12 protein-coding genes are annotated in these 14885 nt (G+C 74.1%); 8 read left to right on the top strand and 4 right to left on the bottom strand.

Annotation, left to right across the window (positions count from 1 at the left end):
* Positions 1-105: 105 nt before the first annotated feature.
* From IE118_RS12785 to IE118_RS12775, 3 genes are read left to right on the top strand one after another with little or no spacing between them, the layout of a single operon-like run.
* On the top strand, positions 106-1233 hold the full coding sequence (locus IE118_RS12785; protein ID WP_189557922.1) for an acyl-CoA dehydrogenase family protein: 1128 nt from the start codon (positions 106-108) through the stop codon (positions 1231-1233).
* Positions 1230-1628 (top strand): RidA family protein, encoded by a 399-nt coding sequence (locus IE118_RS12780; RefSeq protein ID WP_189557921.1) that lies wholly within the window; start codon positions 1230-1232, stop codon positions 1626-1628. The genes IE118_RS12785 and IE118_RS12780 overlap by 4 nt, the downstream gene beginning before the upstream one ends.
* A 28-nt stretch (positions 1629-1656) precedes the next feature.
* On the top strand, positions 1657-2481 hold the full coding sequence (locus IE118_RS12775; protein WP_189557920.1) for an alpha/beta fold hydrolase: 825 nt from the start codon (positions 1657-1659) through the stop codon (positions 2479-2481).
* Between the two features lie 17 nt (positions 2482-2498).
* On the opposite strand, the gene IE118_RS12770 is transcribed toward IE118_RS12775, so the two are convergent.
* Complete coding sequence (locus IE118_RS12770; RefSeq protein ID WP_189557919.1) at positions 2499-2693, bottom strand: DUF5999 family protein; 195 nt, start codon at positions 2691-2693, stop codon at positions 2499-2501.
* Positions 2694-2925: 232 nt separating this feature from the next.
* Here IE118_RS12770 and IE118_RS12765 point away from each other — a divergent pair, with 232 nt between their 5' ends.
* Complete coding sequence (locus tag IE118_RS12765; protein ID WP_189557918.1) at positions 2926-3369, top strand: DUF6299 family protein; 444 nt, start codon at positions 2926-2928, stop codon at positions 3367-3369.
* Positions 3370-3665: 296 nt separating this feature from the next.
* On the opposite strand, the gene IE118_RS12760 is transcribed toward IE118_RS12765, so the two are convergent.
* The gene (locus IE118_RS12760) at positions 3666-4724 is read right to left on the bottom strand and encodes a PucR family transcriptional regulator (protein ID WP_189557917.1); all 1059 of its coding nucleotides are present in this window, start codon (positions 4722-4724) and stop codon (positions 3666-3668) included.
* Between the two features lie 232 nt (positions 4725-4956).
* Between IE118_RS12760 and IE118_RS12755 the strand changes: the two genes are divergently transcribed.
* From IE118_RS12755 to IE118_RS12740, 4 genes are all read left to right on the top strand, one after another.
* The gene (locus IE118_RS12755) at positions 4957-5142 is read left to right on the top strand and encodes a hypothetical protein (protein WP_189557916.1); all 186 of its coding nucleotides are present in this window, start codon (positions 4957-4959) and stop codon (positions 5140-5142) included.
* Between the two features lie 96 nt (positions 5143-5238).
* Positions 5239-7284: a flotillin family protein gene (locus IE118_RS12750; protein WP_189557915.1), complete on the top strand. Its 2046-nt coding sequence runs from the start codon at positions 5239-5241 to the stop codon at positions 7282-7284.
* A 71-nt stretch (positions 7285-7355) separates the two neighbouring features.
* A complete protein-coding gene (locus IE118_RS12745) occupies positions 7356-12263 on the top strand; it encodes a DNA repair ATPase (RefSeq protein WP_189557914.1) in 4908 nt (1635 codons plus the stop codon).
* Positions 12264-12490: 227 nt separating this feature from the next.
* On the top strand, positions 12491-13285 hold the full coding sequence (locus IE118_RS12740; protein ID WP_189557913.1) for an SGNH/GDSL hydrolase family protein: 795 nt from the start codon (positions 12491-12493) through the stop codon (positions 13283-13285).
* Here IE118_RS12740 and IE118_RS12735 read toward each other — a convergent pair.
* Positions 13282-14139 carry an energy-coupling factor ABC transporter ATP-binding protein gene (locus IE118_RS12735; protein WP_189557912.1) on the bottom strand — a complete coding sequence of 286 codons (858 nt, stop codon included), beginning with the start codon at positions 14137-14139 and terminating at the stop codon, positions 13282-13284. The genes IE118_RS12740 and IE118_RS12735 overlap by 4 nt on opposite strands.
* The gene (gene cbiQ / locus IE118_RS12730) at positions 14136-14885 is read right to left on the bottom strand and encodes a cobalt ECF transporter T component CbiQ (RefSeq protein WP_189557911.1); all 750 of its coding nucleotides are present in this window, start codon (positions 14883-14885) and stop codon (positions 14136-14138) included. The genes IE118_RS12735 and cbiQ overlap by 4 nt, the downstream gene beginning before the upstream one ends.

Below are 14885 nucleotides of genomic sequence, written 5' to 3'. Positions count from 1 at the left end.
CCTTGGCGTGGTGGGCTCGCACCAGGAGCGTATCGTGTTGGTGACGGCAGTCAACGGTCCGCGATAACCTCGGGAGTGCCCCAGCGGCGAGGGAAGGGACCGGCGATGGCCGCATTCTCGCTCGAACCGGCACGGATCGCCTGGTGCGCGGAGCTGCGCGCGCTGGCGGAGCACCGGCTGCGGCCACTCGCGGAGAAGGGCGAACCCGGCCGCGTCAACCGCGCCCTGGTCGCCGAACTCGGCACGCTGGGACTGCTGTCCCGCCTCTTCACCTCCGGCGCGCTCGACCTGTGCCTGATGCGCGAGTCCCTCGCCCGCGGCTGTGCCGAGGCGGAGACCGCGCTCGCCCTCCAGGGCCTGGGCGCCCACCCGGTGCACGCCCACGGCACCCCCGCACAGCGTGAGCGCTGGCTCCCCCGGGTGAGTGACGGCAGCGCGGTCGCCGCGTTCGCGCTCAGCGAGCCGGGCGCCGGGTCGGACGCGGCGGCGCTGTCGCTCGCCGCCCGTCCGGACGGCCCCTCCGGCTGGCGGCTCACCGGGGAGAAGTGCTGGATCTCCAACGCCCCCGACGCCGACTTCTGCACCGTCTTCGCCCGCACCACCCCCGGCGCCGGCGCCCGGGGCGTGACCGCCTTCCTCGTCCCCGCCGACCGGCCCGGCCTCACCGGCAGCCGCCTCGACATGCTCTCCCCGCACCCGATCGGCACCCTCCGCTTCGACGCCGTACCGGTGACCGCCGACGACGTCCTCGGCGACCCGGACGGCGGCTTCCGGGTCGCCATGGACACCCTCAACCTGTTCCGGCCCAGCGTCGGCGCCTTCGCCGTCGGCATGGCCCAGGCCGCCCTGGACGCGACCCTCGTGCACACCGCCCGCCGGGAGGCGTTCGGCGGCCCGCTGAAGGACCTCCAGTCCGTCGCCCACCAGGTCGCCGAGATGGCCCTGCGCACGGAGGCCGCCCGGCTGATGGTGTACGCGGCGGCCACGGCGTACGACGAGGGCGCCGGTGACGTACCCCGGCGCGCCGCGATGGCGAAACTGCTGGCCACCGAGACCGCCCAGTACGTCGTCGACCGGGCCGTCCAGCTGCACGGCGCGCGCGCCCTGCAACGCGGGCACCTGCTCGAACACCTCTACCGGGAAGTCCGCGCGCCCCGGATCTACGAGGGGGCGAGCGAAGTGCAACGGGGCATCATCGCCAAGGAGTTGTACAAGACACTGGAGGACCGGTGACCGCCGAGCGCGTCAACCCGCCCGAACTCTCCCCGCCGGCCGGCTTCTCCCACGCGGTCGTCGCCACCGGTTCCCGGCTGGTGTTCCTGGCCGGCCAGACCGCCCTCGACGCGGACGGCAAGGTGGTCGGCGACACCCTGCCTGAGCAGTTCACCCGGGCCCTCGCCAACCTCCTCACCGCCCTGCGCGCCGCCGGCGGCACCCCCGCCGACCTGGCCCGCGTCACCGTCTACGCCACCGACGTCGCCGACTACCGCGCCCACGCCCGCGAAGTCGGCCGCCGCTGGCGGGAACTGGCCGGCCGCGACTACCCGGCGATGGCGGTCGTCCAGGTGGTCCGTCTGTGGGACGAACGCGCCCTGGTCGAGCTCGACGGCTTCGCCCTGCTGCCCTGACCGGCGGCACAGGCCCTAGCGTGGCCGTATGCCGGAGATCGAGCTGAGCGCGGGCACCGTCGAGTACGAGGACACGGGAGGCGAGGGGCCGGTCGTCGTGCTGCTGCACGGGCTGCTGCACGACGCGTCCGTCTGGCGGAAGGTCATCGCAGGACTGCGGGACGGCCACCGGCTCGTCGCACCGACCCTGCCCTACGGGTCGCACCGCAGACCGATGACCCGGCCGCCGACGCCCGACCTGGTCAACGAACTGATCGCGGAGTTCCTCGACCGGCTGGACCTCAGGGACGTCACCCTCGTCGAGAGCGACTGCGGACGCGCCCAGACGGTCGCGTCCCGGCACCCCGAGCGGCTGGCACGGCTCGTGCTGATCTCCTGCGAGGCCTTCGACAACTACCCGCCGGGCCTGCCCGGCAGGATGATCGGCGCGGCCTGCCGGATCCCCGGCGGCATCCCGCTCATGGTCCGCACCCTGGGCTGGAAACCGCTGCGCCGACTGCCGGTGGGCCTCGGCGCACTCACCAGGCGGCCCGTGCCGGACGAGATCGTCGACCGCTGGCTGCGCCCTCTGCGCACCGACCCCGCGATCCGGCGGGACTTCCGGCACTACGGCACCCACGTCCGGCGCACCGAACTCCTCGAAGCCGCGCAGGGCCTGCGGCACTTCGACCGGCCCGCGCTGGTCGTCTGGGCCGTCGAGGACCGGATGATGCCCCGCGAGCACGGGCGCCGGCTGGCCGAACTGCTGCCCCGCGGGCGGCTGGCGGAGATCCGCGGCACCCGGACGCTGATCGCCGAGGACCGCCCGGAGCGGCTCGCCTCCCTGCTGCGGTGGTTCGTCGCAGAGGGGTGAGCGCGGCCGGGGGGCGGTCAGGCGGCGGTCACGAGACGGCCGGCGGGCGTCCGGTGCGGGGCCACCACCCGGCCGTCGGGGAGCAGGGCGCCGGTGTCGTCGAAGACGATCACACCGTCGCACAGCAGGCTCCAGCCCTGCTCGGGGTGGGCGGCCACCACGTGCGGGGCGGGGGAGTCGGTCCGCGGGCAGGAAGACGGGTGAGCACACATGGCGCGCCTCCACATCGGTGGAACGGTCCGAACGGGTCGTACACCGACCATGCTCCGGCCGGGGAGCCACCGGAACGGCCCGCCGCGGAACGTGACAGCTCCCGGACATTCCCGGGACGGTTCCCCGACCGCCGGTACCGCCCGGCCACCGAAGGGTGACTCCGAGTGGCCGGGGACCCGGGTGCCGGGTACTGGTGGAGAGCCCCATCCCGCTCGTTCCCGGAGGTATCCCATGCCCGTACGACCCCTTCTCGGCGCGGCGGCCGGCGCCGCTCTCCTGCTGCTCGGCACCGGTGCGGCAGCCCCCTCGGCCGCCGCGCCGGCCGACCCCGCCGAGGTCGTGACGGTGGACGCGAAGGGACGGATCACCGACGACGGCACGATCACCCTCTCCGGCACCTACCGCTGTCTCGCCGGCGGCGGCGCGGCCTTCGTCGGCTCCTCGGTGAGCCGCGCCGCCACGGACACCCTCAGCTACGGCATCGGCGGCACCCACGCGGTGTGCGACGGGAAGACGCACCGCTGGGAGAACACCGGCCGTGTCTCCGGCGACAGGGTGAAGGCCGGACCGGCGCACGTCGAGGCCACGATCATGGAGCTGCGTCCCAGCGGCATCGTCCTGCTGCCCGTCCCCCACGCCGTCGGGAAGCAGGACATCACCCTGGTCCGGGACTGACCGGCCCCGCGCGCCCTGTCGGGCCGGCCCTTTGCCCTGTCGGGCCGGCCCTTTGCCCTGCCGCCGGCCCCGCGCCCCGCCGGGAGCCGGAAACGCCCCGGCGGCGGTGCCGCCGCGCGGGCGGGAGCCGCACCGGGCCGGTCCGTAACGCCGGTCCCGCGGTGACGCGGTCGGGGTCCGGCCGCCGTGCGGCCCCCCGCCCGCCCGTGCCCCGGGGTGCCGCGCCCGCGCGCCCCAGGTGCCGTTCCCGGCGCCGCGCGTTCGTGGCGCCGGGGCCCGCGGGGGCGGTCACCGGCTCACAGGACGCCGTCCGGCCAGTCCAGCAGGCGCGCCCCGATGACCGCCGTCTGGAGCATGTAACGGTGCGCCGGGTCGGAGGGGTTGGCCCCGGTGAGCTTGTGGATGCGCTCCAGCCGGTAGGTCAGCGCCCGCACGCTCAGCGACAGCCGCCGTGCCGCCTCCGCGGCGACACAGCCGGAGTCGAAGTAGGCGGTGAGCGTGTCGAGGAGGGGCCCGGCGCCGCCGCGGGCCGTGGTCAGCGGGCCGAGGGTGTTGTGGACCAGGTCGGCCATGGCCTGCCGGTCACGGGCCAGCACCGGGTAGACGAGCAGGTCGGAGGCGCGCAGCACCGGATCGTCCATCCCCAGCCGTTCGGCGATCTCCAGGAAGCTCAGCGCCTCCTCGTACGACTGCACGACCCCGCCGGGGCCGTACTGCGGGCGGCCGATGGCGACCTGCCCGCCGTCGGTGGCGGCGTGCGCCTGTTTGGCGAAGTGGGTGAGCACCTCGCCCTGGTGTCCGGGCGCGATGCACAGCAGCCGGCCGTCCTTGGTGGTGAGCAGGATGCTGCGGTCACCGAAGCGCGCTATCAGGGCGCGCTCCACCTGCCGCGGCACCGGGTCGCCCTCGTCGTAGGCGATCGGCCCCTGGGCGACGGCGACCGCGTGTTCGTGGGACAGCCGCAGACCGAAGCGCTCGGCGCGCTCCGCGAGCCGTCCCAGATCGCTGCGTCCGTACAGCAGGTCGTCGATGAACTCCCGCCGTGCGGCCTCCTCCTGACGCACCGCCAGCCGCTGCGCCCGTTCGAATCCCTCGGCGAACGCGTCCACCACCTGCTGCACGGCCGCAAGGGCGCCCTCGGCCGAGTCCGCGGCGCGCGGCCACGCCCCACGGGCCGCCGACAGATGGGCGCTGACGAGGGAGCGCAGACCGAACCCCGCCTCCGCGGCCCGTTCCCCCAGGGCCCGGCGCGAGGCGATCTCGTCCCGGGTGAGACGCCGGCCCGTGGTCGCCACGTCGATGAGGATCTGGGCACAGCCGTCGAGATACTCCTCCGGAATCTCTCGTTCCGTCACGCGGTCCCCAGGTCTTGACGCGTCCCTGATGCGCTCATGTTGACGCACCGGCATGCAGACCCTAATGAACCTTGCCGGGAACCGGCAATGCGCGCCCACGCCCTCCCCGGCCATCATGGGCCGCGGGGAGCACTGCGAAAGGTTCCGGTGCCGGGCACCGGCAGGTGTCTCGCGCCGGAACCGGGGGCAGCGCTGTCCGGAGACGACGCGTGCCAGACGGGAGGGGGCGGAGATGAACACCCACACGGGCCCCGCCCCCCGTTTCGTACGGCCGCTGCACCACCCCCGCCCGGACGAACCCGGGCCGTCCCGGTCCCCGCGCGGACGCGGTGCGGACCGGGACGGGGTGGCGCGCGCGGTGCGCCCGGGAGCGGACGGCATCCGTCCGCGCGCGGCGCAGAACCGCAGCGCCGGCTGAGCCGTCTCCCTCTCCACCGGACCTTCACCCGCCTCGCCCACGAGGCCTTCTCCCACCTGACTTCTGCCAGTTTTTCAGCCCAGAAGGACGTGTCCCATGGATGCCGCCACCGTGGGCATCGCCGTACTCGCCGGCGTCGCCCTGTTGCTCGTGCTCATCGGTCTGCTGCTCGTCACCAAGCTGTTCCGCAAGGTGGAACAGGGCAAGGCGCTGATCGTCTCCAAGGTCCGCAGGGTCGACGTGACGTTCACCGGGTCGGTCGTGCTGCCGGTCCTGCACAAGGCCGAGGTGATGGACATCTCGGTGAAGACCATCGAGATCACCCGGGCCGGCAAGGAAGGCCTGATCTGCCGGGACAACATCCGCGCGGACATCCGCATCACGTTCTTCGTCAAGGTCAACAAGACCGTCGACGACGTCATCAAGGTCGCCCAGGCCGTCGGCACCGCGCGGGCCAGCGACCGCAACACGCTCCAGGAGCTGTTCCACGCGAAGTTCTCCGAGGCGCTGAAGACCGTCGGCAAGCAGATGGACTTCACCGACCTCTACACCAAGCGCGAGGAACTGCGGTACCGCATCATCGAGGTCATCGGGGTCGACCTCAGCGGCTACCACCTCGAGGACGCCGCGATCGACTACCTGGAGCAGACGCCGCTCGCCCAGCTCGACCCGGGCAACGTCCTCGACGCACAGGGCATCCGCAAGATCACCGAGCTGACGGCCGTGGAGCACGTCCGCACCAACGAGGCCCAGCGCAACGAACAGAAGGAGATCACCCGGCAGGACGTCGACGCGCGCGAGGCCATCCTGGAACTGGAGCGCCGCCAGGCGGACGCCGAGATCAAGCAGCGCCGGGAGATCGAGACGGTACGGGCTCGCGAGGAGGCGGAGACCGCCCGGGTGGTGGAGGAGGAGCGGCTGCGCGCGCAGAGCGCCTTCCTGCGCACGGAGGAACAGCTCGGCATCCAGCGCGAGAACCAGGCCCGCGAGGTCGCCGTCGCCGCCAAGAACCGCGAACGGGTCATCGCCGTCGAAAGCGAGCGCATCGAGAAGGACCGCCTGCTCGAGGTCATCGCCCGGGAGCGGGAGACCCAGCTGACCAGGATCGCCGCCGACAAGGAGGTCGAGGCGGAGAAGCGGGAGATCGCCGAGGTCGTCCGCGAGCGGGTCGCGGTGGACCGCACGGTCGCCGAGCAGGAGGAGTCCATCAAGAAGCTCCGTGCCGTCGAGGAGGCGGAGCGGCAGCGGCAGGCGGTCGTCATCGCCGCGGAGGCGGAGGCGCAGGAGAAGCTGGTCAAGGACATCAAGGCAGCGGAGGCCGCCGAGCAGGCCGCCGCGCACCGCGCCGCCGAGGAACTCACCCTGGCCGAAGCCCGGTTGAAGACGGCGGACCTGGACGCCCAGGCCAAGCTGCGCCTCGCCGAGGGCATCCAGGCGGAGTCCGCCGCCGAAGGACTGGCCGCCGTGCGGGTCCGCGACAAGGAGGCCGAGGTCCTGGAGAAGGCGGGCCGCGCCGAGGCCGGGGCCACCGAGGCCCGGCTGCGCGCCGAGGCCGAGGGCGCGCGGGCCAAGGCCCTCGCCGACGCGGAGGCCATCAGCGGCAGGCTCCGCGCGGAGGCGGCCGGCCTCACCGAGAAGGCGGCGGCGATGGCCGCCCTGGACGACGCGTCCCGCGGCCACGAGGAGTACCGGCTGCGGCTGGAGGCCGAGAAGGACATCCGGCTCGCCGGACTGGACGTCCAGCGGCAGGTCGCCGAGGCGCAGGCCACGGTCCTGGCGACCGGACTGGAGAACGCGGACATCAACATCGTCGGCGGGGAGTCGGTGTTCCTCGACCGGCTGGTGTCCTCCATCGCGCTCGGCAAGAGCGTGGACGGCTTCGTCCGCAGCTCCGAGACCGCGCAGGCACTCGCCGGGCCCTGGCTGGACGGCTCCGCGAGCTTCACCGACGACCTGGGCCGCGTCCTCGGCTCCGTCTCCACCGCCGACGTGCAGAACCTCACGGTCTCGGCGCTGCTGATGCGCCTGATGCGGCAGGGCGGCGAGAACACCGGCCGGTTCAAGGAACTGATCGAGAAAGCCGGTGAGCTGGGCCTCTCGGACACACCGCTGGCCGAGCTGAACGGCCGTGCCAGGGCCTGACCCACCCACCGGGCCGGGAGCCGCCGCGCAGGGGACGGCGGCTCCCGGCCCTCCCTTCCCGAGAGGCAGCCATGAGCAGCACCCACGAGTCCGCCGTCCGTCACGCCCCCGGCGCGGGTGGCCCCGCGCCGGACCCCACCGCGGCCCCCGCCACGGTCGACGGCGGCGCCTACCGGGTACTGCGTGACCGCCTCACCGCACAGGCCACCGAACTCGCCCGCCGCGCCGAGGCACTCAACCGCCGCCGCGCCGAGGAGTTCGGCGCGCCCGGACTGCGCCTCACCGGCACCGAGCGGCTGCGCACCGGACGGACCGCCGTCCCCCGCGACGTCGTCGCCGTCGGCGACGTGCTCCTCTTCGGCTACGAGGCGCGGCCCCGGCCCGACGGGGACACCGCGGTCGGCGACGTCCTCGCCCCGCACGACCGCGACCTCAACCGCCTGCCCGACGACGCCGTACCCGGGCTGCTCGACGACCCGGCGTTCGTCCGCGAGTTCGCCGCCCTGCACCGCTACTACCGCCAGGCCCGCCTGCTGCGGCTGCGCCGCGTCCCCGGCAAGCTGCTCGCCGTCTTCCAGACCGGCGAGAAGCCCGGCGACATCCGCGTCCTGCGCTGGTCGGTCGCCGACGACGGCCGCGCCGTCTTCCTCGACGCCCGCGGCGACCGCGACCACGCGCTCACCGAGCCCGACGGCATCGACTGGACGCCCACCACCCGCGAGGACCACGTCCTCGGCCGCCACCCGCACGTCTCCGTCCGGGGCGAGGTCTTCGTCGACACCCTCGGCGGCACCCTCACCGTGAAGGCCGACGACGACACCGGCACCGCCGACGGCATCCACAGTGAGCCGGTCGACGAGCCCCTGCAGTCCCTCGCCGACGCCGAGATCTCCCACGCCCGCGTCGGCCCCCTGATCCTGCTGCGGATCCTCCCCTACAAGGAGACCGCCCACCGCCACCTGGTCTTCCACACCCTCACCCGCACGGTCGTCCGGCTCGACGGCATCGGACAGGGCTGCCGCCGGCTGCCCGAGGACCAGGGCATCGTCTTCCCCGGCGGCTACTGCCTCGCCACCGGCACCCACAAGACCTACGAACTCGACACCGACGGGATGCGGTTCGAACGCGAGGTGCGCTCACCGCACGGCGAGGACGTGCTGTACGCCTTCCACGCCCCCGGACGCGGGCGCGGCCTGCTGCTGTCGTACAACCAGATCCGCGAGGCCGTCGCCACCCCGATGACCTGCCACGGCTGGGCCCTGTTCGACGACGGACACCTCGTCCTGCTGCGCCCCGAGGGCGACGAGCCCGCCCGCGTCCACCCCGTCCAGCTCTGGGACTCGCCCTACGCCTCCGACACGTTCGCCGCCGCGCAGCCCGCCGGCGACGGACCGCTCGCCCGGGTCGGCAACGCCGACCTCGTACGCGGCATCTCCGACTGTCTGTCGCTGGCCCGCTCCGCCGTCGAGACCACCCCCACGGCGGAGATCTACACCACCCTGACGGCCGCCTGCGTCCGCGCCCTGGACACCCACCACTGGCTCGGCGACCCGGAGACCGGCGACCTGCGCACCCCGCTGGAGGAGGTGCGCGCCACCGCCGCGCAGGTCCTCGCCGAGTTCGAGACCGTACGCGACCTCGGCCGCAGGGCCGCCGGGGCGCTCGACGAGGCGGCGGACCGGATCACCTCGGTGGTGCGCAGGCTGCGCGGGGAACAGCCCCGCGAGGCCGCCGCCTGGGTCACCGGCCTCACCGAACTGCGCAACGCCCAGGGCCATCTGCTGACCCTGAAGGACATGCGGTACGCCGACCGCGACCGTATCGACGCCCTGGCCGAGCAGGCCGGGACGGACCTCGCCTCGTTCGGGCAGCGCGCGATCGCCTTCTTGGCCCGCGAGGACGCCTTCGCCGCCCAGCACGCCGAACTGGAGCGGCTGCACGCCGACATCGAGTCGGTCACCACCACCGCCGGGGCCGCCCCGGTCGCCGCCCGCCTCGACGAACTGGCCCACGGGCTGCGCACGGTGACCGAGGTGGTCGCCGGGCTCGACATCACCGACGCCACCGTCCGCACGGCCGTCCTGGAACGGGTCGCCGAGACCCTCGGCGGTGTCAACCGCGCCCGCGCCACCCTCGACAGCCACCGCCGCGGCCTCCTCGACCGGGAGGCGCGCGCCGGGTTCGCCGCCGAACTCGCCCTGCTCGGCCAGACCGTGACCGGCGCCCTCGCCGCCGCAGGCGACCCCGAGAGCTGCGACGACCAGCTGACGAACGTCCTGACCCAGTTGGAGGCGCTGGAGTCCCGGTTCGCGGAGTTCGACGACGTCCTCGGGGAACTCGCCGCCCGGCGCACCGAGATCTACGAGACGTTCTCCGCCCGCAAGCAGAGCCTCACCGACGCCCGCGCCCGCCGCGCCGAACAGCTCGCCACCGCCGCGGGACGCGTCCTGACGACGATCGCCCGCCGGTCCTCGGCGCTCGCCGACCCGGACGCGGTGAGCACCTGGTTCGCCTCCGACCCGCTCGTCGCCAAGGTCCGCCGCACCGCCGGCGAGCTGCGTGAACTCGGCGAGCGGGTACGGGCGGAGGAACTGGAGGGGCGGCTGCGCTCCGCCCACGAGGAAGCCGTCCGCGCCCTGCGCGACCGCACCGACCTCTACGCGGACGGCGGGCGCACCATCCGCCTCGGCGGCCACCGCTTCGCCGTCTCCACCCAGCCCTTCGACCTCACCGTCGTCCCGCACGGCGACGGCCTCGCCGTCGCCCTCACCGGCACCGACTACCGCGCCCCCGTCACCGACCCCGCCCTGCTGGCCGACCGCCCGCTGTGGGACCGGCACCTGCCGTCGGAGTCGCCCGGGGTCTGCCGCGCCGAACACCTCGCCGCCCGCCTGCTGCACGAGCACGGGCCCGACGCCCTCGCCGGCGCCGACGACCTGGCCGCCCTGGTCCGGGGCGCCGCCGAGGAGGCCTACGACGAGGGCCACGAGCGGGGCGTCCACGACCACGACGCCACCCTGCTCCTCACCGCCCTGCTGCCCCTGTACGCCGGCGCCGGGACCCTGCGCCACGCCCCGGCCGCCCGCGCCCACGCGCTGCTGTACTGGGCGCACGGCACCACGGACCGGGAGCGCGAGGACCTCACCCGCCGGGCCCGCTCCCTGGCCCGGGTCCGCGACGCCTTCGGCCCGCCGCCCGCGCTCGACGCGCTGCGGGCCGAACTCGCCCGCGCCGTACGGGACTGGGACCCGGACGCCACGGCCCGTCCCGAGGCCTGTGCCGCGTACCTGTTCGACGAACTGACCAGCGGCCCCGACGGCTTCGTCCTCAGCACCCGTGCCCGCACCCTGCTCGACAAGTTCCGCCGCACGGTCGCCACCGGCGCCTACGACGAGGACCTGCCCGCCCTCGCCGGCCTGACCGCCCGCCGTCAGCTCGTCGAGGCCTGGCTGACCGCGTACGCCACCGCCACCGGGGACGAGGTCGCGCCGGGCGACCTCGCGGAGGCCGTGGCCGCCGAACTCTGCCCCGGTCTGCGCCGCCACGAGTCGGACGCGCCGCTGACCGCCACGGTCGAGGGCCTGGTCGCCACCCACCCCCGGATCACCGACCGCCGCCTCACCGTCCGCCTCGACGAGTTCCTCGCCCGCACCGAGGAGTTCAGGGCACACGACGTACCGGCCTTCCGCGCCTTCCAGCGCCGCCGCACCGCCCTGGTGGCCGCCGAGCGCACCCGGCTGCGCCTGGACGACCACCGGCCGCGCGTGATGGCGTCGTTCGTCCGCAACCGGCTGGTCGACGAGGTCTACCTGCCGCTGGTCGGCGACAGCCTCGCCAAGCAGCTCGGCACCACCGGGGAGTCCGCCCGCGCCGGCACCGGCGGACTGCTGCTGCTGGTCTCCCCGCCCGGCTACGGCAAGACCACCCTCATGGAGTACGTCGCCCACCGCCTCGGCCTGGTCCTGGTCCGTGTCAGCGGCCCGGCGCTCGGCCACGCGGTCACTTCCCTGGACCCGGCCGAGGCACCGGACGCCACCGCCCGCCAGGAGGTCGAGAAGATCAACTTCGCGCTGGCCGCGGGCAGCAACACCCTCCTCTACCTGGACGACATCCAGCACACCTCGCCCGAACTGCTGCAGAAGTTCATCCCGCTGTGCGACGCCACCCGCCGGATGGAGGGTGTGTGGGAGGGCGGACCGCGCACCTACGACCTGCGCGGCAAACGGTTCGCCGTCTGCATGTCCGGCAACCCCTACACCGAGTCCGGTGAGGTCTTCCGCGTCCCCGACATGCTGGCCAACCGGGCCGACGTGTGGAACCTGGGCGACGTCCTCACCGGCAAGGAGGACGTCTTCGCGCTCAGCTTCGTGGAGAACGCCCTCACCGCCAACGCGGTGCTCGCCCCGCTCGCCGGACGTGACCGCGCCGACCTGGACCTGCTGATCCGTCTCGCCGCGAACGACCCCACGGCCCGCCCCGACCGCCTCACCCACCCGTACGCGCCCACCGAACTGGACGCGGTCCGTGCCGTGTTGCGACACCTGCTCACCGCCCGCCGTACGGTCCTCGCGGTCAACGCCGCCTACATCGCCTCCGCCGCGCAGTCGGACGAAGCCCGCACCGAGCCGCCGTTCCGGCTCCAGGGCTCCTACCGCAACATGAACCGGATCGCCCAGCGCATCCAGCCCGTCATGAACGACGCCGAGCTGGCCGCCGTCGTCGACGACCACTACACGGCCGAGGCCCAGACCCTCACCACCGGGGCCGAGGCGAGCCTGCTCAAGCTCGCCGGGCTGCGCGGCACGCTCACCCCCGCGCAGGCGGCCCGCTGGGACGAGGTGAAGGCCGCCCACGTCCGCGCCACCACGCCGGGCGGCGCCGACGGGGACGCCCTGGCCCGCGCGGTGGCCGCGCTCACCCTCCTCGGCGACCGCATCGCCGCCGTGGAGTCGGCCATCACCCGCGCCGCCGGCCCCTGACGCCTCCCGGCCGGCCCGCCGCGGCCCCGTGGACTTGCCGGAAATTCGTCGTCAGGACGGCGAGCCGGGGGTTTATCTACGCGCGGAGCCGATGCGGCGAAATCAGTATTCGGGTCATTCCGGAAGACTTCCTGCGCGGCAGTTACTGAGTGGTACAGAAGCCTGCTACAACCCTTCTTGCTTCCTCAACTACCGCTGTGCGTTTCGTTCGTGAAGGGCGGAAACACGTGTCAACGCGTTCCCTCGGAGCAACTCTCGCCACCCTCGTCCTGGGTGCCGCGACCGTACTGGGCCTGGCGCAACCCGCCGCGGCCGCCGGCCACAGCTACGTGGCGCTCGGCGACTCCTACTCCTCCGGAGTGGGCGCCGGGAGCTACACGTCCGAGAGCGGTGACTGCAAGCGCAGCACCGCTGCGTACCCCCAGCTGTGGAAGAACGCCAACGCCCCGGCGTCGTTCAGGTTCGTCGCCTGCTCGGGCGCCACGACGACGAGCGTGGCCGGCACCCAGCTGAGCGCGCTGTCCTCCTCCACCACCCTCGTCAGCGTCACCGCGGGCGGCAACGACGTCGGCTTCGCGGACGTCATGCAGACCTGTGTGCTGCAGAGCGAGGCCACCTGTGTCTCCCGGGTCAACACCGCCGTCTCCCAGATGCAGAACACCCTCCCGGGCAGGCTCGACTCCCTGTACTCCGGCATCCGCTCCCGCTCCCCGCAGGCGCGTGTCGTGGTCCTCGGATACCCGCGCTTCTACAAGCTGTCGGGCAGCTGCATCGCCGGCCTCAGCGAGACCGAGCGCGGCGCGATCAACAACGCCGCCGACGTGCTGAACGGGGTGATCGCCAAGCGCGCGGCGAACGCCGGCTTCGCCTACTCCAGCGTGGTGGACGAGTTCACCGGGCACGAACTCTGCTCGGGCGACGCGTGGCTGCACAGCGTGACCTTCCCGATCGGCAACTCCTACCACCCGAAGGCCGTCGGCCAGTCGGGCGGATACCTGCCCGCCTTCCGCTCGGCCGTCTAAGGGGTCCGGCGGCCGGCGGCCGGAAGGGCGGCCAGGGCCGCCAGCTCCTCCGGGGTGCGGGGACCGCCGGCCGGCCCGGCCGCCAGTCCCCGCGCCCGCAGGAACAGCCCGGCCGCCACACCCCACGGCAGCCGCAGACCGGCGGCCCTCAGCAGATCGGTGCGGGCCAGCACGTCCGCGACGGGACCGTGGCCGACCCCCGCCGGGGTCAGCAGGGCCGCGTCGTCGGCCCAGCGCAGCGCGAGATCCACGTCGTGGGTGGCCATCACCACGGTGGTGCCGCCCTCGCGCAGTCCGTCCAGGGTGGTGAGCAGCCGTTCCTGGCCGTCCGGGTCGAGGCCGGCGGTCGGCTCGTCCAGGATCAGGACGCGGGGCCGCATGGCGACCGCGCCCGCGATCGCCGTCCGCTTGCGCTGCCCGTAGGAGAGCAGGTGCGTGGGCCGGTCGGCGAGGGCCGTGATGTCCAGCGCGGCCAGCGCCTCCGCCACCCGGGCCCGCACCTCCCCGTCGGACAGGCCCAGGTTCAGCGGCCCGAACGACACGTCCTGCCCGACGGACGCGGCGAACAACTGGTCGTCCGGGTCCTGCACCACCAACTGCACGGTGGTGCGCAGCGCCGTCAGCCCCTTACGGTCGTAGCGCACCGGCCGGCCCTCGACACTCAACTCGCCGGAGTCCGGCCGCAGTCCGCCGCTCAGCAGCCGCATCAGCGTCGTCTTGCCGCTGCCGTTGCGCCCCAGCAGGGCCAGCGCCCGGCCCTCGCGCACCTCGAAGTCGAGACCGGTGAGCACGGGCGGTCCTTCCTCGTAGGCGAACGACGCGTCCCGCAGCGCCACCAGCACGGACTCGCTCACGACAGGGGCCCTTCCAGTACGAGGGTGAGGGCGGCCAGCGCCCCCAGGAGCGCCACACTCAGCGCCGTGAACCGCACCGAGACCCGGGCCTCGGGCACCAGCACACGCAGGGTGCCGTCGTAGCCGCGTCCGGCGAGCCCGGACTGCAGCCGCGCCGCCCGGTCGAAGGACCGCACGAACGCCGTGGCGCCGAGCCCGCCGAGCGAGCGCCACGTCGCCGCCCGGGTGGTGTGCCCCAGGCGGGCCGCCTGCGCCTGGCGGACCCGGCGCACCGAGTCCAGCAGCAGGAAACTCATCCGGTACGTCACCAGCGCCACGTCCACGAGCGGCGCGGGCACGCCCGCCCGCACCAGACGCGGCAGCAGGTCCGACAGGGGCGTGGTGAACGCGAACAGCAGCACCCCGAGGGACGCCGCCGAGGTACGGAGCAGCAACTCCCCGGCGCGCAGCGGCCCGTCCCCGGCCGGCGACACCCAGCCGCCCTCCCCGCCCACCTGCACCAGCAGGGTGAGCGCGCCGGTGACGCAGAAGCCCAGCGGCACCCGGTACGCCCGCCACAGCCGCCGCGCCGGCACTCCCGCCGGGCCGAGCAGCACCACCAGCGCGGTCACCAGCACCAGGGCCGCGCCCGGCCACGGCGGCAGCGAGACCGCGAGCACGGTGAGGCCGAGCCCCAGTACGGCCTTGTCCACGGGATGGCGGCGGCGCCAGCGACTGCTGTGCGCCGCCGCGTCGATCGGCAGCAC

Origin of the sequence: Streptomyces pilosus (assembly GCF_014649835.1) — a bacterium.
GTDB lineage: Bacteria > Actinomycetota > Actinomycetes > Streptomycetales > Streptomycetaceae > Streptomyces > Streptomyces pilosus.
Note: the sequence above shows the minus strand (reverse complement) of the source record. Positions and strands in the feature narration are given on the sequence as shown.